General features: G+C 40.7%; 19 protein-coding genes. 9 read left to right on the top strand and 10 right to left on the bottom strand.

The annotated features are described in order from the left end of the window. Positions 1-48: 48 nt before the first annotated feature. The 3 genes from H5200_RS03485 to H5200_RS03495 all read left to right on the top strand — a co-directional run bounded on the left by H5200_RS03485 (position 49) and on the right by H5200_RS03495 (position 3,287). Entirely contained in the window at positions 49-2,229 is a 2,181-nt protein-coding gene (locus H5200_RS03485) for a S9 family peptidase (RefSeq protein ID WP_182760953.1), read from the top strand. A 185-nt stretch (positions 2,230-2,414) separates the two neighbouring features. Then, on the top strand, positions 2,415-2,786 hold the full coding sequence (locus H5200_RS03490; RefSeq protein ID WP_145239994.1) for a DUF4870 domain-containing protein: 372 nt from the start codon (positions 2,415-2,417) through the stop codon (positions 2,784-2,786). A gap of 66 nt (positions 2,787-2,852) precedes the next feature. Further along, positions 2,853-3,287 carry a YqaA family protein gene (locus H5200_RS03495; protein ID WP_145239992.1) on the top strand — a complete coding sequence of 145 codons (435 nt, stop codon included), beginning with the start codon at positions 2,853-2,855 and terminating at the stop codon, positions 3,285-3,287. Here H5200_RS03495 and folX read toward each other — a convergent pair. The 3 genes from folX to folM are packed head-to-tail and all read right to left on the bottom strand — an operon-like array spanning position 3,284 to position 4,941. After that, positions 3,284-3,643: a dihydroneopterin triphosphate 2'-epimerase gene (gene folX, locus H5200_RS03500; protein WP_145239990.1), complete on the bottom strand. Its 360-nt coding sequence runs from the start codon at positions 3,641-3,643 to the stop codon at positions 3,284-3,286. The genes H5200_RS03495 and folX overlap by 4 nt on opposite strands. A 4-nt stretch (positions 3,644-3,647) precedes the next feature. Then, entirely contained in the window at positions 3,648-4,202 is a 555-nt protein-coding gene (gene folE / locus H5200_RS03505; protein ID WP_145239988.1) for a GTP cyclohydrolase I FolE, read from the bottom strand. Positions 4,203-4,221: 19 nt separating this feature from the next. Then, the gene (gene folM / locus H5200_RS03510; RefSeq protein WP_182760954.1) at positions 4,222-4,941 is read right to left on the bottom strand and encodes a dihydromonapterin reductase; all 720 of its coding nucleotides are present in this window, start codon (positions 4,939-4,941) and stop codon (positions 4,222-4,224) included. Between the two features lie 218 nt (positions 4,942-5,159). On the opposite strand from folM, the gene H5200_RS03515 reads away from it, so the two are divergent. Next, the gene (locus H5200_RS03515; protein WP_182760955.1) at positions 5,160-6,056 is read left to right on the top strand and encodes a sulfite exporter TauE/SafE family protein; all 897 of its coding nucleotides are present in this window, start codon (positions 5,160-5,162) and stop codon (positions 6,054-6,056) included. Here the strand turns inward: H5200_RS03515 and nadE are convergent. From nadE to H5200_RS03530, 3 genes are all read right to left on the bottom strand, one after another. Continuing rightward, complete coding sequence (nadE, locus tag H5200_RS03520; protein WP_149982194.1) at positions 6,053-6,889, bottom strand: ammonia-dependent NAD(+) synthetase; 837 nt, start codon at positions 6,887-6,889, stop codon at positions 6,053-6,055. The two genes, H5200_RS03515 and nadE, sit on opposite strands and share 4 nt — an antisense overlap. A 110-nt stretch (positions 6,890-6,999) precedes the next feature. Beyond that, on the bottom strand, positions 7,000-7,623 hold the full coding sequence (locus tag H5200_RS03525) for a YceH family protein (RefSeq protein ID WP_145239982.1): 624 nt from the start codon (positions 7,621-7,623) through the stop codon (positions 7,000-7,002). 38 nt (positions 7,624-7,661) lie between these two features. Then, positions 7,662-11,027 (bottom strand): ATP-binding protein, encoded by a 3,366-nt coding sequence (locus tag H5200_RS03530; RefSeq protein ID WP_182717480.1) that lies wholly within the window; start codon positions 11,025-11,027, stop codon positions 7,662-7,664. A 165-nt stretch (positions 11,028-11,192) separates the two neighbouring features. On the opposite strand from H5200_RS03530, the gene H5200_RS03535 reads away from it, so the two are divergent. The 3 genes from H5200_RS03535 to H5200_RS03545 all read left to right on the top strand — a co-directional run bounded on the left by H5200_RS03535 (position 11,193) and on the right by H5200_RS03545 (position 15,642). Continuing rightward, the gene (locus tag H5200_RS03535; protein WP_182760956.1) at positions 11,193-13,484 is read left to right on the top strand and encodes a penicillin acylase family protein; all 2,292 of its coding nucleotides are present in this window, start codon (positions 11,193-11,195) and stop codon (positions 13,482-13,484) included. Between the two features lie 308 nt (positions 13,485-13,792). Further along, positions 13,793-15,325, top strand: coding sequence for a bifunctional GNAT family N-acetyltransferase/carbon-nitrogen hydrolase family protein (locus tag H5200_RS03540; RefSeq protein WP_145239976.1), 1,533 nt, complete (start codon positions 13,793-13,795; stop codon positions 15,323-15,325). Further along, positions 15,325-15,642: a multidrug efflux SMR transporter gene (locus H5200_RS03545; RefSeq protein ID WP_087531228.1), complete on the top strand. Its 318-nt coding sequence runs from the start codon at positions 15,325-15,327 to the stop codon at positions 15,640-15,642. The genes H5200_RS03540 and H5200_RS03545 overlap by 1 nt, the downstream gene beginning before the upstream one ends. A gap of 56 nt (positions 15,643-15,698) precedes the next feature. Here the strand turns inward: H5200_RS03545 and H5200_RS03550 are convergent, their stop codons facing one another. Then, the gene (locus H5200_RS03550) at positions 15,699-16,580 is read right to left on the bottom strand and encodes a DMT family transporter (protein WP_182760957.1); all 882 of its coding nucleotides are present in this window, start codon (positions 16,578-16,580) and stop codon (positions 15,699-15,701) included. Between the two features lie 272 nt (positions 16,581-16,852). On the opposite strand from H5200_RS03550, the gene H5200_RS03555 reads away from it, so the two are divergent. Further along, entirely contained in the window at positions 16,853-17,236 is a 384-nt protein-coding gene (locus H5200_RS03555) for an MAPEG family protein (protein WP_182730742.1), read from the top strand. 147 nt (positions 17,237-17,383) lie between these two features. Here the strand turns inward: H5200_RS03555 and H5200_RS03560 are convergent, their stop codons facing one another. The 3 genes from H5200_RS03560 to H5200_RS03570 all read right to left on the bottom strand — a co-directional run bounded on the left by H5200_RS03560 (position 17,384) and on the right by H5200_RS03570 (position 19,753). Continuing rightward, complete coding sequence (locus H5200_RS03560; RefSeq protein ID WP_182739440.1) at positions 17,384-18,595, bottom strand: TonB family protein; 1,212 nt, start codon at positions 18,593-18,595, stop codon at positions 17,384-17,386. Positions 18,596-18,604: 9 nt separating this feature from the next. Beyond that, positions 18,605-18,979: a BlaI/MecI/CopY family transcriptional regulator gene (locus H5200_RS03565; protein ID WP_145239968.1), complete on the bottom strand. Its 375-nt coding sequence runs from the start codon at positions 18,977-18,979 to the stop codon at positions 18,605-18,607. An 81-nt stretch (positions 18,980-19,060) separates the two neighbouring features. Then, the gene (locus tag H5200_RS03570; RefSeq protein ID WP_145239966.1) at positions 19,061-19,753 is read right to left on the bottom strand and encodes a pseudouridine synthase; all 693 of its coding nucleotides are present in this window, start codon (positions 19,751-19,753) and stop codon (positions 19,061-19,063) included. An 85-nt stretch (positions 19,754-19,838) separates the two neighbouring features. On the opposite strand from H5200_RS03570, the gene H5200_RS03575 reads away from it, so the two are divergent. Further along, a complete protein-coding gene (locus H5200_RS03575; RefSeq protein ID WP_145239964.1) occupies positions 19,839-20,144 on the top strand; it encodes a DUF6482 family protein in 306 nt (101 codons plus the stop codon). Positions 20,145-20,172 lie beyond the last annotated feature (28 nt).

The following is a 20,172-nucleotide window of genomic DNA, read 5'->3' on the forward strand; positions in this document are numbered from 1 at the left end:
GTTAGATATATTGCTAGTAGTGGAATAATAATAACTCTAGGGAATACTATGAAAACACGTCAATCATTTGCGTTAGCGGCTTTGTCGTTAGCTATTTTAGCGGGCTGTAATAAAGCCCCAGAACAAAATAATATAAAATCCGAGGCTGTACAGAGTGAAGCTGCAGTGGTTAATGTAACTGCACCTATAGCCAATAAGATCCCTTTCGAAATGACTATTCATGGTGATACGCGCACCGATAATTACTATTGGATGCGTGACGATGCACGAAAAGATGCAGCTGTCATAGCACACCTTAATGCAGAAAATACCTATACTGATGCGATGCTAAAGCATACTAAAGCTTTACAAACTACTTTGTTTGAAGAGTTAAAAGGGCGCATTCAAAAAGATGATGACTCCGTGCCAACTAAGAGTGGCGATTATTATTATTCATCGCAAACGCGAGGGGATAATGAATACCCGACTTATGTTCGCAGTAGCGATGATAAGGGCACTGATCAACACGTTATATTAGATGTAAATGAGTTGGCAAAAGGCCATGACTATTTCGCGGCAACAGGTTTATCTGTCAGCCCAAATGGTCACTTATTAGCATATGGTGAAGACACGGTAAGTCGACGTATCTACTCTATTTTAGTGAAAGATTTAAAGACCGGTAAATTACTAGAAGATAAGCTCGAAGGGACCGATGGTGATATCGTCTGGGCGAATGATAATAAAACTTTTTATTACATTAAAAAAGACTTACAGACATTGTTAGGTTATCAGGTTTATCGCCATACCTTAGGTACGCCACAAGCACAAGATGAGTTAGTGTACGAAGAGACTAACACAAGTTATTACACTGGCCTTGGTAAGAGTAAAGACAAACAAGAAATTTATATTTGGCATGGCAGTACTAACGCTTCAGGTGTGTCGGTAATTGATGCTAATGACGTCAAGGCGCAGCCAAAGCGCTTAATTGAACGTGAAGAAAACCTAGAATATGATATTGCTAAACTCGGTGATACTTATTACATAGTCACTAACCTTAACGCAGTAAACTTTCAGCTAATGACGGTGGATAAAGATAAAGCGCACGACAAAGCGAATTGGCAAACACTGATCGCCGCGCGTGATGATATTAAGCTTGAAGGCATCGATTTGTTCACAGATCATTTAGTGTATAAAGAGCGTGAAATGGGGCAATCTCGTTTAACGATACGCAACTTAAAGTCGGGTGATGAACAGCAGCTGAGCTTTAATGACAGCAGTTATATGGTCAGAACATATGGTAATAATGAATTAGATAGCGAAAGCTTACGAGTATATTATGCCAGTATGACGACGCCTGGTTCATCGTATGATATCGATTTGAATAGCACAACGAAAACACTGTTAAAACAGCAACAAGTGATCGGTGATTTTAATGCCGATAATTATGCATCGGAGCGACTATTTATTACTGCGCGAGATGGCGTAAAAGTACCGGTGAGTTTAGTTTATCGCAAAGATAAATTCAAAAAAGATGGCACTAATCCATTGTTACAATATGGCTATGGGTCGTATGGGGCAACCATGGATCCAAGTTTTTCTAGTAGCCGTTTGAGTTTACTTGAGCGAGGCTTTGTATTTGCTATCGCGCATATTCGTGGCTCGCAGATGCTTGGTCGTCCTTGGTATGAAGATGGCAAGCTACTCAATAAAAAGAATACTTTTAATGACTTTGTTGATGTAACCAAAGGCTTAGTTACCCAGCAGTATGGTGCGCAAGATAAAATATTCGCGATGGGCGGCAGTGCGGGCGGCTTATTAATGGGCGCCGTGGCAAACCAAGCACCAGAGCTTTATCAGGGGATGGTTGCGGCTGTGCCATTTGTTGATGTAGTGACCACTATGTTAGATGCGAGCTTACCATTAACAACCAACGAGTACGGCGAGTGGGGCAACCCAAATGACAAACTATATTATGATTATATGCTGTCTTACTCACCGTACGATCAAGTGAGTAAACAAGCGTATCCAAATATGTTGGTCACCACAGGTTTGCATGATTCTCAAGTGCAATATTTTGAACCAGCAAAATGGGTTGCAAAATTACGTGAGTTTAAAACCGATGATAATAAATTACTGTTTAAAATTGATATGGAAGCAGGCCATGGTGGCGCATCTGGGCGTTTTAAAAGCCTTCAAGATACAGCTCTAAATTATGCATTTATCTTAGATCTAGCTGGTATTAAAAAGTAATAACTGATTTTAGTGTTTTACAATTAAGGCGTGACTTAGGTTACGCCTTAATTTTTTGTCTAAATTAAGTGTTGTGGTTTTGCACACTTGCTCGAGCTTAGCAGTATCGACGACGCTGATTAAAATCTAGACATTAAGACTGAAAAAGGTCAGCATATAGGTATTAACGAAATAAGGAGATGGTAATGGAAGATAATCAACAGGTTGAACCAGTTATAACGAGTAAAGATGAGCGTATGTGGGCGATGTTATGTCATTTAAGCGCATTAGCCGGATTTATTATACCTATGGGTAGTATCATCGGTCCGCTGATTGTCTGGTTAATAAAAAAAGACGAAATGCCATTAGTGGCTGAACATGGGCGTAAATCGCTTAACTTTCAAATCACTATGTTCATAGCATATATAGTGTGTTTGATTTTGATGTTTGCAGTTATCGGGGTAATTCTATTACCTATAGTCGCTATTTTCTCGTTTATTATGGTGGTGATTGGCGCAATCAAAACTAATGACGGTAAAGAGTTTAACTACCCATTTAGCTTACAATTGATAAAATAAACTACTCTTCATTTTTATCAAACCCAGCAAATGCTGGGTTTTTTATATGCATTAATAAAGGCTTCGATGGCTTATTTAACTCTGTTCTTTACTGCGTTTATTTCGGCAACATTATTGCCAAGCTCATCAGAAGTGGTACTCACAGCAATGGTGACCAAAGGAGAATATTTACTTTGGTTGTTATGGCTCAGTGCCACAGTTGGTAACGTACTAGGTAGTTGCGTTAATTACTGGTTAGGCACGCAAGTCATACGTTTTAAGGATCGGAAATGGTTTCCCGTGTCACAGGCAAGTATCGATAAGGCTGCAGAGCGCTTTGAAAAGTATGGTGTTTATAGCCTGTTGTTGGCATGGCTACCAATTATTGGTGATCCGCTAACAGTTGTAGGAGGCATTTTTAAAGTGCGCTGGTGGACATTTTTATGGCTGGTTACCCTTGGCAAAGGCGCACGTTACTTGCTTGTACTAGCCTTTGCCGTTGGGCTGGATAAGTTGCTTTAAGCTTTACTCCAATCGAGTGTTAGCGATACTGAATCTGCAAAACGCAAAGCGTGAGGTTTATCAACTCGCACTTTTGCATAATTCACGCTGCTATGGCTATGGCAAACACTGAGTATTTCTGCCACTAGTTTTTCAAGCAATAAAAAGTGACCTTGTTCAACAATACTAATCACTTCTTTGGTGATCACTTTATAATTAAGTGCTTGTTCAACTTGATCCGTTTCACAGGCTTGCTCAGCAGGATAGTGAATTTCTAAATTGATCACTACATCCTGCTTTTTCTCACGTTCATCGGGATTAAAGCCAATAAAAGTGCGCAGCCGTAAGTTAGTTACATGGATAATTGCATTGGCCATAGGATCAGCCTTTTACAAGTTGTAAAAACTCATTGCGGGTTTTTGGATCGGCTCTGAAGTTACCTAGCATTACCGACGTACGCATACTTGAGTTTTGTTTTTCAACCCCACGCATCATCATACACATATGTTTTGCTTCCACTATTACACCAACGCCTTTAGCACCGGTGACTTCTTCAACCGCTTTAGCGATTTGATGAGTCAGTTGTTCTTGAATTTGAAAGCGGCGTGCAAACATATCAACAATACGCGCAAATTTCGATAAACCCAGCACTTTGCCGTTAGGAATATAAGCAATATGACAGCGCCCTACAAATGGTAATAAATGATGTTCACACATCGAATAAAGCTCTATATCTTGAATTAAAACCATGTCATCTGCATCAGAAGTAAATACCGCATTATTGGTAATTTCTTCTAATGTTTGACGATAGCCTTTGGTCAAATATTCCATCGCTTTGGCGGCGCGTTTTGGCGTGTCTAATAGGCCTTCACGTTGTGGATCTTCACCTACAGCAGTAATAATTTCGTGGTAACTATTTTTTAATTGATCGTGCATAAATTTCTCGATTAATCCGTTATTTTAAATGTCTGCCACCATCTACGGGTAAAGAACGTCCCGTGATGTAATGGCTGCTAAGCAATAAATCGACGCTGTTTATAATTTCGCGACAACCGGGCTCGATGCCCATTAATGATTTTTTAAGGGTTTTTTCTCGGTACTCATCGCTATCGTGATCATTAAAAATAATTAATGAAGGGGCGATAGCGTTCACTTTAATATTCGGGGCAAACTTAGCTGCAAATGATTTTGTCATATTTTCTAAGGCGGCTTTACTTGCGGCATATGCGATATGCTTTGGACTTCCTTTTTCAACAACATAATCAGTTAAATGAATGATATCAGCAGGGTGTTGCTGCTGTTGCTGGAAATTTAACAGTAACTCGCTAAGCGCTAAGTTAATTAAGTAAGGTGCTTTAGCATGGATCCGCATCATGTTATCAAATAGCGTACTGCTATCTGGATTATTCGCTTCGCAATCCCAACTCGAGGCATTGTGGATCACCGCCTTTAAGCTATTTGTGTGCAGCTTTAATTGACTGACAAACTCATTAATGCCCTTGTCAGTGCTAAAGTCTGCGTAAACACATACAGCACCATGGTCAGATAATTCATCAATAGCGGGATGGCGAGTTCGGTAAGTAACGATAATAGCTTGCCCTTGGGCTATAAAATGTTTTGCCAGTGCTAAACCAATACGTTGGCCGGCACCTGTTATTAAAATGGGCGATGTCATAACTAAATACAAATCCTTAGGTTTTTTAATGCGATGAGCTGGATTACCATGTGTTTACTAACAACTATAAACTAAATTACAGAACTATTTCATCTTTACTGCAAAGATATTGCACTCATATAACAATCTGTTTGTACGCCGTAACGAACAGTTGCGATCATTTGCTCTGCGATGATTGTCAGGCATAATAATAAAACTTCGATTTATGATCCGTAACTATGCAATCATCACCTAAACCGATCCATAAACTGCGTATGATCCCCTGGTTATTTATTGCTGGCGTGTATTGTTCATTAATTGCTTGGCAAGGCGCAAATGCCGCGCTACAAAGTGTTATCGCAGAGTTTAGCATTGCTGTGACTATGGCTTTTGGGTCTTTTGTTGCTGGTGGCACTGCACTTGGTGGTGGCGCAGTAGCATTTCCTGTGATGACTAAGTTACTGGCAATAGATCCTGTAACGGCAAAAGTATTCTCGTTAGCGATTCAAAGTTTTGGTATGAGTGCGGCCGCATTAACCATTATTTTTACTGGTATTCCATATTATCGCCAAGTGGTATTAATCGCAGCTCCTGCTGCGTTAGTTGGCGTATTACTAAGCCTTACTTTTATTGCCGATCAATTACCAAGACTGGTGGTTAAAGGAGTCTTTAGCGTACTTTTAATATGCTTCGCATTAACTCTTTTATGGCGTATTTACAGCAGGGTGCAACATGTATGTAGTCAAACCGATATACACGTTAGTACATTTAAAGTTGCATTAGTTGCTGTTATTGGAGGAGTTGCATCTGGCTTAGTTGGTTCAGGAGCTGACATTGCTATTTTTGCGTTATTGATTATCGCCTGCAACGCTAATATTCAAAAAGCGACTGCAACCTCGGTGATTATCATGGCAATAACGTCTGTGGTGGCAAGCATTGCTAACGTATGGTTCTTCAAGAGCTTAAGTAGCGAAATACAGTCGTATTTATTAGCGGCTATTCCAGTGGTCGTAGTTGGAGCACCGTTAGGGGCTTATGTTTGTGCTAAAGTGAAAAGCGGGCAATTAATCACATTTTTCTTATTGTTAATTGCCCTAGAAGTGTCATTTACGGTTTATGAGCTTATGACAGCCTAAAGATCGTCGTAAATGGTTGGAATAGCTTGGCGTTTATGTTGAGTGCGTAGATAAATTGCGATGAGTTTTTCACTTACCTCGTCACTGACTTCTTTGCCTTCTAAAAAGTCATCAATTTGTTCATAGCTTAAACCAAGGGCTTCTTCATCAGTAAGGCCTGGGCGATCACACTCTAGGTCGGCGGTTGGCGCTTTATTAACGAGTAAATCGGGTGCACCTAACTGCTTGGCTAATGCGCGTACTTGGCGTTTTGATAAGCCAAATAATGGCGCTAAGTCGCATGCGCCATCACCAAATTTAGTATAAAAGCCAGTAATGTTCTCGGCGCTATGATCAGTACCAACAACGAGGCCTTGGCACAGTCCGGCAATTTCATATTGCGCGACCATGCGTTGGCGGGCTTTCACATTACCTTTAATAAAATCAATTTGTGCTTGTTCCGGCAGTGCATCACCGCAACCTACTACTGCCGCTAATGCTTGCTCATGCATGCCGTCTGCTGCGGGTTTTATATTCACTGTTAGGCGTTTATTTGGTTGAATAAAATCAACAGCCAATTGCGCTTCAGCTTCATCAGCTTGCACACCATACGGTAAGCGAACCGCAATAAATTGATACTTGTCGGTTTGTTGCTGCGCATTTAATTCGTTAACGGCGAGTTGGCATAAGCGACCACAGGTAGATGAATCTACACCGCCACTAATCCCCAGCACTAAAGAGCGTGAATGTGCTGCCACTAAACGGTTTTTTATAAAGTTTACGCGGCGTGTGATCTCGTTGTTGACGTCTATATTTGGCTGGACTTTCATTTCTGCCACTATTTCAGCGCGCATGCTGAGCTCTCCTAATAATATTACTGGTTGTCATGGTTATACCAATTAGCTTAAAAGCATGATCTCTATTTAATGTAATTGGAATTATTATCTAATTCAAAGGGTTTAATTTAAAGCCCTAAATGTAGCTTAATTTTTTGTAATTCAGCTTTTAGCTCATCAATTTCAGCAAGTAACTCATTCAACTCGTCAGCTTTGAGTGCTGGCAATTCAGGTGGTTCTACTGCAACAGCACTTTGTGGATCAGCAAATAAATGGCTGTAACGGCTTTCACGTTTGCCGGGTTCTCGTGGGTGTTTAGTCACATGTTCGGCAGTCATCAAGGCATTTAATGCCGACTCAACTTCAGCAACATTATTAAACTCAGCGAGCCGATTACTGCGGGTTCTTAATTCACCAGGGGTTTGTGGGCCACGTAGCAGCATTAAACAAATAATAGCGCGCTGTTGCTCCGTTAACTGTAAATTACCAAATTCAGTATTGCAAAAGCGATGTGCGAACTTAGTTACGCGTCCAGATAACCCTTCGTCTAATGTAACTAACCGCTGGGAAACTAACGAGTCTAGCGCCTCTTGTACTTCAGTTTCGCTGAGCGTGAGCACTGGCTCTCGGTTCGATTTTTGATTGCACGCATTGGTCAATGCATTTAGTGACAGCGGGTAATGCTCTGGTGTGGTGCTTTGTTTTTCAAGTAGGCAGCCGATCACACGTTGTTCAATAGCAGTGAGTTGCATAATAAATCCTTCTTTTTGTTATGCCTTAGCTTACACCTTTATTGTTTGCCAAGCCATTGTTGCAGTTTCGGATTAAGCGCATCAAAATCGAGTGGTTTGGTTAGGTAATCAGTCATTCCTGCACTGAGGCATTTATCTCTATCGCCTTGCATAGCATTTGCGGTTAACGCAATAATAGTTACGTTTTTGTAGTATTCACCCGCATCCCCATTACGGATTGCCTTAGTTGCTTGGTAACCATCCATTTCTGGCATCTGGCAGTCCATTAACAATAGCTTGTATGGTTCTGTGGTTTTGCTTTTTAGTTTTTCAATAGCTTCCAGACCATTTTCAGCGATATCAAAATTAATGCCTGCTTGTTTTAGTAATGCACAGGCAACGACTTGATTTACTTTATTGTCTTCTACCAGCAGGATTTTGTCTTGATTTACAAAGTGTGTATTGTTGATTGCAATACTTGCTGGTAGTGCATTGTTATTTTGTTGTTGCTCGATAAATTTTTCATTCGCCAAAGAATCAAACAAGTCCGAAGGCGTTAGTGGTTTAAAAATCATGCAATCGGCTTCGATTGGCAAGTTTGCATGTGCTTCTTGTGAGAAACTCATTGGCGCCATAAGGATCAGTTTTACGTGATGCTCACTTAGGTAAATTTTCAATGCATTAATTGCAGCAGCGTCGGCTTGCTGAAAAAAGCTATAATCAAGCAGCACAGCATCAATCAATTCATCGCTCGAATTGAGATAATAACTCAAGGCTAGGTAGTTTTTGAGGATATGCGCACGCGCTCCCCACACGTTTAGCTGTTTTTGCGCAATTGAGCTATTTAACGGGCAAGTATCGACAATTAAAATATGTTTGTTTTTAATTAAATGACTCGGTAAGTCTTGTTCTTTACCCAGTAGCGGCTGTACTTTAATGGAAAAAGTAAAGGTACTGCCTTGGCCATAAACACTCGTGACATTGATTTCTCCATCCATCAAATTACAAAGCTGCTTAACAATCGCCAGGCCCAAGCCTGTGCCGCCATATTGGCGAGTAGTTGAGGTATCGGCCTGAGTGAAAGAATCAAATAATGAAGCTTGTTTGTCGGCTTTAATACCAATACCGGTATCAATAATTGAGCAATCTAAAAAAGTCCCGTTAGTGGTATTTTTTAAGTTTGCGCTCACGATAATTTCACCATTATGAGTAAATTTAACGGCATTACCGAGTAAATTATTAATAATTTGGCGAAGCCTATTTGGGTCACTAACAATCTTATTTACATTAATTTTAGTGGCATCTAAAATCAGTTTAGTATTATGTTGCTCTACTTTAAGGGCAAATGACTCGACCACTTCACCTAGTAATTTCGGTAAATTAAAGGCAATCTCTTCGATATCTAATTTACCAGCTTCAATTTTTGAGAAATCCAGAATATCGTTAATTATATTAAGCAGCGATTGTGCTGATGATTGTGCTAATTCAATATGGTGCGTTTGCTGAGGATCTAACTTAGTTTGTTGCACAATATTAAGCATCCCGAGCACACCGTTCATCGGGGTGCGAATTTCGTGGCTCATGCTCGCTAAAAACTCACCTTTAGCGGTTACAGCTTGTTCCGCTGCTTCTTTTGCTGTGACTAATTGTTGCTCGGTTTCTATACGTTGCTCGCTAGAATATAAACTGCCAATTAAAGCGGCAACGGCAATTAAAAAGCTTTCTTCGTTACGCGACCATGCCCGCGGATACTGACAATGCTCAGCACAAACAATACCAATCGCCCCGCTTCCAGTAGGAATAGATACACAAAGCATTGATTTTATATCGAAAGGAGCTAAATAGTGCGCTGTAAGCGGGGCTGTAAATTTATTGCTCAGTGCATTTGAGGCGCGGATCACAGCTTGATTATCAATCGCTGTAAAAAAATCATTTAACTCAGTTTGCTGCCATGCTGGTAACGCAGTGTTCTTTGGGGTGTGTTTACCATGATGGGCAAATGATTGCAGTTGATCTCTTGCATCATTGAACAGCCATATACTGGCACGTTCAACATTAAATGCATCGCAAATTGATTGCGTAATAATATCTTTTGCTTGTTTTAAATTACCAGTTAGCACTGCGTTATTAACGGTAAGTGAGGCGAGTACCTCATTGTGCAAAGCAGTTTTACTGCTTTCTAATTCAATGCATTTACGGACGTTTATATCTTGTAAAGAGCCAAAAATCTTAATACAACGGCCATTACGGATTTCGGCCTCACCATGCACTAACACCCATAAAGCATTACCTTTAGAATCGATAACTTCGAGCTCAACTTCGTAACTTTCACCATATTTAATCGCTCGCTCAACGAGCTTTTTTATCGTGTCACGGCTTTCGCCTTCTTTAAAGTAAGTAAAGTTCGTTGGCCAATTCGGTTGTTCGTCTAGCGGATATTTGAAAATGTTTTTGGTCATATCTGACCAATATACTTGTTGTGTTTCAAGGTTAAATGACCAAGCGCCAATTTTTGCAAGACTACTCATTGTCACTAGCATTTTTTCATTTCTTAGCTGGCGATTGAGCATTTTTAAGAATAATAAGAAAGCTAAAATTAGTAACCCGCAAATAGTAAATATTGCTAATCTCAGCGGCCAAATCGCAGAATTTGGAGGTGCCCAACCAACTTTAGGAGTAACAAAAATTTCCCACTCGCCACCTTGAAAGGTTAAAGTAAATTCCAGAGGGTTACGCTCTAAAATATCCGCTTTACCACGGAAAAACTCTCCTTTTAGACCCAAGCCATTGCGTCCTTGGATGGCGACATCATAGTCTTCTTCTAGTTCGAAAATACCCGCTCTTTCATATATTTTGTCTATGTCGAGTACCACCGAGAGCAGTCCCCAAAAATGGTTGTCAGGGGGAAGGTAAACAGGGACTCGGGCAATTAATGCCTCACCACCTTGCACTAATGTAAGTGGGCCTGCCATAACTATTTCATTGTTATCACGCGCACGAATTGCATCTGCACGTTGTGCTTTGTTCTCTAAAAAGTTTAGCCCTATGGCTTTTTCATTGCCTGCCAATGGGTAAGTCATGCGGATCACCATATTAGGTGCACCACCGATATTGCGTAATTCAGATGAGGTGTCGAATAATGGTGCGGCAATTTGGGCAAAACGTTGTTGATCTAAATTAGGCTCTGCAGCAACTGCAACAGCTAAACCACGCACCAATTGAATATTCGATACTAATGTTGATTCAAGTTGAGTACGGTAGCTACTTACTTCAGATAAAATTAATAGTCGATGAGATTCTTGGGCACGTTTATAACTGATCTGATCAAGCACTAAACTGATTAATAAAATAAAAACGAGCGAGCACCAAAATATCAGTTTAAATTTGTAGACTTGTTTGTGATCATCTGTTTTTAACAATGGCATTAGCGACTTGTGCTTTTATATTTGGCTGTTCAACTATAGTCAATTTATCACGGAAATAAAAATAGTCCGATCAATTGAGCTATTTGCTTTTTTATTTAAATTACCGCACTTTTTTCATAAAACTATGGTTATGATAGAGCTAATCAAGAGTAAAAGGACTGGTTCATGTTTAAAATTATCAAGTGGTTGGTGTTAGCAATCGTAATTTTAGGATTAGCTGCAACAGCAGTTATTTATGGTGTACTGTCAATTAGCTTACCGGCGCTTGATGGTAATGGGCGTAGTAACCACGTCAGCCAAGCGGTAAAAATCTCCCGAGACCAACTGGGTCAAGCAGTTATTTCAGCTGAGAACCGCCTTGATGCTGCGTATGGTTTAGGTTTCGCACATGGTCAAGACCGATTTTTTCAAATGGATTTGTTGCGCCGTAATGCTGCAGGTGAATTGAGTGAACTGTTTGGCAAAGCAGCATTAGGTTTGGATAAAAAAATGCGCTTCCACCAGTTACGAAAACGCAGCGCTGCGATTGTTGAGCAATTGCCTCAAGCAGATCAAGCATTATTAACAAGTTATGCCGCTGGCGTTAACGAAGGCTTAGCACAGGTAGGTTTTAGCAGTTTTGAATATTTACTAACAGGCGCTGAGCAAAAGCCTTGGCGCAGTGAAGACAGTTTGTTAGTGATTTACAGTATGTACTTAGATTTACAAACGGCGACCTTTGAACGTGACCAAGCGTTAATTCAAATTGCCGATATTTATGGCCCAGAAATGGTCAGTTTTTTAACTCAACCCAGTCAATATCAAGCGGCTTTAGATGGCAGCACACTCGCACCTTATAATTTAACTATTCCTGAATTTCCTAAGCAAACCTTACAAGCTTTACTCAGGATTGATGCAAATCAAGAACGTGGTAGTAATAACTGGGCGGTGACTGGGCAGTTAACTACCACAGGTGCTGGGATGCTGTCGGATGATATGCACTTGTCGATGGCGGTGCCGGTTATTTGGTATCGTGCGCAACTTAACTATGCAATGTCAGGAAAAGTGAGCCAAGTGACAGGGGTTTCCTTGCCTGGCGCACCAGCAATTGTGGTGGGAACTAATAACAATATTGCCTGGGGATTTACTAATGGTTACCTCGATACTGCCGATTGGGTAGCATTAACTGATAACAGTAAAACATGGCAAGAAGTTGAGCAAATAGCACTACCCGATGGGTCAATTGAAGAATATAAGCTGACATTGAGTGAGTATGGTCCAGTGCGAGAAATAAATGGCAAGCCTTATGCGCTTAGCTGGGTTGGCCATCAACCTTATGCAGTCGATATGGATTTATTGAAATTAGAACAAGCAACCACAGTCGATGACGCGCTGCTGATTGCCAGTGAAGTAGGTATTCCAGTACAAAACTTAATGGTGGTAGATAGCCAAGGCAATGCGGGTTGGAAAAATATGGGAGCCATTCCAGGGCGTATTAAGCCCAGTGAACTAGCTGTTCAGGAAAATGACTATTCAGCACTTTGGCAGCATAATGAACAGCAAAGGCCGGAAGTTAAAAATCCTGTTGATGGCCGTTTATGGACTGGGAACTCTCGCGTTGTATCGGCTTTGGATGATCAGCGTTTTGGTAATGGTGGTTATGCCTTGGGAGCACGATCGAGTCAAATTCGTGATAGATTGTATGAAAAGCAACATTTTAATGAAGCTAATTTCAACCAGTTGCAGCATGATAATCAGGCGCGCTTTTTACAACCGTGGCATAGCTTATTGCTGCAACAGCTTAATAGAAATAGTTCGGCTAATCAGCAGTACATAAAAGAGTTAGAGAACTGGCAAGGTTGCGCCTGTGCAACGTCAATAGGCTACACGCTGGTTAGGCGTTATCGTGATGAAGTTATCAATAGTGTATTTACGGCTATGCAAGCAAATTTACAGGCTCAGGGCGGTTCATTAAAGTATGTTAAACGTGATTTAGAGCCGGCAATATGGCAGCTTATTGAACAGCAACCAGATAGCTGGTTAAATCCACAATTTGCTGATTGGGATGCACAATTAACTGATTCATTTAGTCAAGTTGTCAGTAATTTAAGTAAAGAGTTTGGCAGTAACTTAAAAGGTTGGCAGTGGGGGACAGTTAATGAATTGGTTATTGAGCATCCATTCGCACAGCAAATACCACAACTAAGTAAATTATTAAATATGCCGACAGCGCCAGGATTTGGCGACAGTTATATGCCAGCAGTGCAGGGGCGTAGTTTTGGTGCGTCACAGCGATTTATTGCTCAACCTGGGCATTTAGAAAATGCCATAATGGCCATTCCCGGTGGCCAGTCAGGTCATCCACTATCGCCATTTTATCGCGCAGGATTTGATGACTACGTAGCTGCAAAACCAACGCCGCTATTACCGCAAACACTAATGCATGAGATCACAATATTACCTGCAAATGAGCTTTAAATGAGTAAAGCCACCTTGTTTTGAGGTAGTGGCCGCTTGATTTCGGCCATTACTTTTACTCTTATAAAGTGCAATTAACCTAAGCTTTAGGTCGAAAACCGCTAAACCAGCGTTAATGTTAGCTGAGCAAAGAGGTGTAAAACTAAAAATTTATACCTACTTATACTTACTTCAACACTGTTGTTGGTGCTATCTTAAAAATAAACCAGCGCTAGGTATGCTGCACTAAGCAAGCGTTCAGAGCTGATCACGTATTATGCGCGTATTGAACTATCAAATTTAATGTCCTACGCCTAAAGGAGTTGTGTATGTCGGCAGAAAAAACCCATCTTGAGATTTGTAATTTAACTAAAGAGCAGTATCCACAAGTAAAAACTTTGATGGATCAGGCTTATCCAGATTTAGGTGGTGCATGGCCAAGCCATACTATATTTAGACTGATTGACCAGTTCCCTGAAGGGCAGTTGGGCATGGTGGATGATGGCGTGCTGGTAGGGATTGCGTTGAGTGTGCAAGTTGATTACACGCGCTTTTCTAATCCGCACACCTATGAAGATATTGTTGACGGCCATGACCGGGTATTTAGTGACCCCGATGGTGATGCGCTGTATGGCTTAGATGTGGTTATTTCGCCTACTCATCGTGGTATGCGTTTAGGGCGCAGGCTTTATGATGCGCGTAAAGAATTATGTCGTCAGTATAATCTGCGGGCTATTTTGGCGGGCGGACGTATTCCGCGTTATTACAATCATAGCAGTGACATGAGTCCAACAGAATATATTGCCAAAGTCGATCATAAAGAGCTGTATGATCCAATTTTAAGTTTTCAATTGTCGAATGATTTCCAGGTTAAACGCTTACTTAAAAAGTATTTACCGGAAGATCAAAATTCGGTGGGTTATGCCACGCTACTTGAGTGGAATAACATTATGTTTGAACCGACCGACACGGTACTTGAATCAACGAAGTCGATAGTGCGAGTAGGCGCAGTGCAATGGCAAATGCGCAGTGTTGAGTCGGTTGAAGAAATGCTCACGCAGGTCGAATATTTTGTAGACACAGTGTCTGATTACAAAAGTGATTTTATTCTTTTTCCGGAGTTTTTTAATGCGCCACTAATGGGGCTTACAGAGCAAAGAAATCAGACTGAGGCTATTCGTTATTTAGCCGAATACACGGAGACTTTTCGTGATGCGATGTCGCGTATGGCGATTGAGTATAATGCGAATATTATCACCGGCTCAATGCCGCTTGCTGAAGGCGATAAAATCTATAATGTCAGTTATTTATGCCATCGCAGTGGTAAAATTGACGAACAACGTAAAATTCATATCACGCCTCATGAACAAAATGACTGGGTGATTCAAGGTGGTGACAAAATTGCGGTATTTGATACTGATGCTGGACGCGTGGGTATTCAAATTTGTTACGATGTTGAATTTCCTGAATTGTCACGTATTTTAGCAAAACAAGGTCTCGATATTCTGTTTGTGCCATTTTGGACCGACACCAAAAATAGTTATTTACGAGTACGCCACTGCGCGCAGGCGCGGGCCATTGAAAACGAATGCTACGTGGTTATTGCCGGATCGGTAGGTAACTTACCAGAAGTTGAAAGTCTTGATGTGCAGTATTCACAATCAGCGGTATTAACACCGTCTGATTTTTCGTTCCCTCATGATGCTACGCTTAATGAAGCAACCCCCAATACTGAAATGCTGTTATTTAGTGATTTAGATATGGATAAATTAAAAGTTCTGCACAGTGAAGGCACGGTGCGTAACTTAAAAGATCGTCGTGAAGATCTGTACGATGTAATATTGAAAAAGAGAGAAAATTAATGGCGTGGATTTATTTAATTATTGCAGGCTTGCTGGAAATTGGCTGGCCTGTAGGATTAAAAATGTCGCAAGAGGGTGAAAATCGCTGGTTAGGTATTGGCATTGCAGTGGCGTTTATGGTCGCCAGTGGTTTTATGTTATGGCTGGCACAGCGTGATATTTCGATGGGGACTTCCTACGCTGTGTGGACAGGTATTGGCGCGGCAGGAACATTTTTAGTAGGGATACTATTTTATAATGATGCAGCAACATTCGGCCGTATTGCCGGTGTATTAATGATTATTAGCGGCGTTATCACATTGAAAATCAGCCATTAATTCAGTGAATTAAAAAATCGAAAGGCGGCCACGTTGCAGTGAGCCGCCTTTGTTGTTTATATCGAAGGTAACATGACTAATACTGCGGCTATAGCAATTAACACCAGCCCTGCGGTATCTTGACGTTTTAAAGGCTGCTTGAGCCATAAAACTGAGATCAAGATTGTAAAAAATACTTCTACTTGCCCTAAGGTTTTGACATAGGCAACATGCTGTAAACTCATCGCACTAAACCAACCAATCGAGCCTATGCAGCTAAAAAAACTCACCGCACTGGTGGTTTTTTTATGGTTCCACATAGCGCGAAATGTTGAGCGTTCCCTTACTGTAATATAACCACATAGCATGATAGTTTGCAGGCTGATAATAAGCAGTAAAACCCATGCTGCGGAATAAGGAAACGACAGACCTGAGTTTAGGCTTGCTTCGCGTATCCATGATGAGGAAAGTGCAAATGCTGTCCCACAGGCCAAGCCTAGTAAGGCTGTTTTTAAGCTAAAGTGCTTAATGTTAGCAATTCCACTTAATAGTAATACTGCAATTGAGCCAATAAACACGCCAAGCCAGCCGAATAAAGATAGCGTCGCGCCAAAAAATAATACTCCTAGTATAGCCGCAACGAGAGCTTCACTTTTTGCAAGACCAGCACCAACAGCAAAGTTATTCATTTTAAATAACGTCACCATTAATCCTGTTGCAATAATTTGCACTATGCTCGCGCCGACAATGTAGCTAATAAAAGCTAGGTTGAAGGTGGGTAAGGGAGCATCTTGATAGAGATATAATGAAATGAGATATGCCAAAGCAAGTGGGCTTGCAAGTATAAAGCGCGCTAAGGTGACGCCTGCAACACTCACATGCGCACTTAGTTTACTTTGTAAAGCGTTGCGCCACGACTGCATAAAAGCGGCTAAAATAGTTAAAAAGATCCAAGTCATAATGAAAAAACAGCAATTCACAGAGGCGGATAAGTTACCAGTGCCAGGGCTCTAAAGCGAACTAAGATTCCATAAAATGAAAATATCTTTGCTGCGACAATATGCCACAGCTGCAAATCCAACTTTTTGGGCTATAGTTATCGCGATGTTATTGTTAGTCGCAATGCCTTGTATTTATTCATATAAGTCATTGCGGCTTTTTTATTACTCAAGTCAATTACGCGATCAGTTTAGCTGTGCTAAGTTAATGAAAACTATGATTAGGAGTAACGATGACGATATTACTTATTTGCGCACTACTTGCTGTACTGATGCCTTACTTTGCCAAGGCCCCCGTGGCATTTGCAATGAACAAGCTCGATGGCTACGATAATAAGCACCCAAGAGAGCAACAGTCTAAGCTCACCGGATTTGGCGCAAGGGCGCTGGCAGCACATCAAAATTGTTTTGAATCATTGGCCGTGTTTGCTGTAGCGTTAGCCACCGTGCTGGGCACCAATAATGTCCACCAAGTTACTGAGCTATTAGCCATTACTCATATTATTGCCCGCGTTCTATATTGTGCTTTTTACTATCTAAATTTAGACGTACTGCGTTCTTTATCATGGCTGGTTGGTTTAGCTGCTGCAGTCGCTATGATTGTTGTGTGCTTGTAATACCAATCGTGTTAAGTTACTGACCATTTATTTAGCTCGCTAGAATGGTTAAATATTTAAGTCGATTGGTATAAGCTTTGTTTTTTAAAACGCTAAAGCAAGCGGCTTCAATAAGGCGCTTGCTTTAGGGTCTTTGGTTGTTAAAATTTACTTAGCCGCAACAGTCACCTTTTCAATCAGTTGTTCTGATTTGTAATTACTGTCAATTGCAAAGTCTAACTGTACCAATACATCTTTAAAGCCTGAATTTGAAGGCTTATATTGCCATTGCATTAGCGCTTTTTTTGCCTCTTTATCGAATACTCTTTCAGGTTTGGCATTCACAACCGACACATTTTGTGTCTTTCCGGCTGGGCTAATATCGTATTTTAATACTACTGAACCGCTGATACCTTGTTCAGCTGCCTGTATCGGGTAAATAGGCTCAATACGCATGATGGGTGAAATAGCTTGCACCTTACTTATTGCTTCAGGTTGTTTTGCGATAGCAAAGCTGCTGATCATACCCGCTGCAAAAATAAGTAAAGCGCCTTTGGCAATCATTGAGCTATTGCCGGTGTGTTTGATTTGATTGAGTCGTTGTAACATCGTGTTTTTATCTCCATAGTGTGAGTAAGCTATTAACCCTGCACGGCTATTTGCTGCACAGTTGATCAGAGCTTTACTGTATAAAATGCGTTGTTGAGTAGTTTTATTGGTCAGTACTTTTTCGTCGCACGACAGCTCTTGCAAGCGTCTAAAGTTCATGTAGCCAAGCCAAGCCAGTGGATTAAACCAAATCAGCAATGTGGCCATTAATGCCAGCGCATTAAATAAATTATCGGCGCGTTTTATATGTACTTTTTCATGTTCAATGATCAGCGTTAACGCAGTGCTATCAATGTGTTGTGTATAGGCGGTTGGTAGGACTAGCTGATTACTGAATAGCCCTATAACCATTGGTGTACTAACGGCGCTACTTTGTAATAGTTGCATGTCGGGATGTGCGTCAATCAGCACTTTATCATCAAGATTGGTTAATCGTAATTGGTTGATAAACCGCAGGTGTACCACGATGGCAGTTAACGCCAGTATGCTAAATATAGCGCTATAAACTAGTACCCAACTAATACTAATCGTTGTTGAAAAACCTTGCTTGGGGCTGATCAGCATAGTGCTAATGACGTTGTTTGGCAGCGGCTTAAAATGCTCTGGCATATTTGCTAGCAGTAATGTGATTGGTAACATTAGCCATAACTTATAGACAAAGTTAGCATTGAGCCATTTTAGTGAATAGCGTTCTAAAACCAGCAAACTGAGTATCAGTAAGCTGATTAATAGTTGCTGCTCAAGAAGCCAGTTAAAGGTGTTTTCTAACATATTAAGCCCTTACTTTTGCTGTTTTTCCCAGTCATCAATCACCTTTTTAAGTTCGTTGATGTCTTGTTGAGAAAGTTGCTCAGATTTAGCAAAACCGCTGACTAACGGCGCGATACGGCCACTAAAAAAACGCTCAATAAAATTTTGACTTTCTTTTAGCGTGTATTCAGCGCGTTCCATGCAAGGAGTGTAAATATACTGGCGGCCATCTTTTTCAAAGCTGAGTGCGCCTTTTTTTACTAACCGACCGAGTAAGGTTTTAATGGTTTTTTCGTGCCATTGTTTATCATCGCTTAAACGCTCGATAATTTGGCTTGCTGTAGCAGGGTAGTTCAGCCAAAGTGCATCGAGCACTTCAAATTCTGCTTTTGATAATTCAATCATATATATATTGCCTACAGGTGTAATCTTTAACTTAAGATTACACCTGTAATCAAACTTTGCAACTATTTTATATAAAAATAATTAGTTTTTTAAAATGTCAGATTTATTTATTTTACGATAGGTATTTTCTGGCAGGCTTAGGGTGGCCAAATTAAGCTCGGCAATTTGTTCTCGGTAAAGATCAATCACTTTATAGCCACAGTAATGGGCCATTTTTCGGATTTGGCGATTCAGCCCTTGCTTTAAAATAATACTAAATTGGCAGTCGGCTACTTTCTCCACGGTGCATGGCAGTGTGATATGTTTATCAACAGGCACACCATTTGCCATTTTTTGGCTAAAGCCATCATTAAGCGGTTTATCAACAGTGACTAAATAACGTTTTGGCTGGTGGAAGTCAGGATGGATCAGCTGATTACAAAATTCACCATCATTAGTCAGTATTAACAGACCACGAGAATCTTTATCTAGCCTGCCAATGGGGTATACGCGGGTGTCTGTTGGTAGATGGTGAATTAAGCTGCTAGGGTCATGTTGATTGAGTTTACAATCAATTCCTACCGGTTTGTGATAGGCATAATAAACGCGCGTTGCTTTACCTTGTACACGCGTGTTATTGACGCGTATATCGTCGTTATCATCAACGTGATCAATATGATTGGCTGGGCGGTTATTTACGCTCACCACACCTTCATCAATCAGCCGCGAGGCTTGTTTACGAGAACAAACGCCAGCATGGGCAAGGTATTTAGCTAGACGAGTTTTCTCGCTCATAAATTAAGTCGCTTCGGTTTAAATTGATCAAAGTATATCAAAGCAACGTACAGATAACTTAATCCACTGTAAAAAGGGTTTCACCATGGCGATAAAATTATCAGAACTTAAAAACCATCAGCCTTTGCAAAAAGTTATTGTTCACTCATTGGAAATGGCTTTATACCAAGTGTCGGTGATGATCAACAATGTTGAGTATTATGTAACGGATGAGCAAGGGGAGTTTATTCGTGGCTTAAGTCCATTGCATATTCAAAAACGACTCGACCACCTTAGTTATGCGCAAATGGTATTGCGTCATACCAGTGCATACGATGAAATGTGTGGCCAGAGTGAAAAAGTGGGCAGTAATATGCTTGAGGTGCCTTACGGTAAAAATCATTTATATTAACTTGCTAGTCATTTAAACTGACCTTTTA

The organism is Pseudoalteromonas sp. SG43-7 (assembly GCF_014164295.1).
Classification (GTDB): domain Bacteria; phylum Pseudomonadota; class Gammaproteobacteria; order Enterobacterales; family Alteromonadaceae; genus Pseudoalteromonas; species Pseudoalteromonas rhizosphaerae.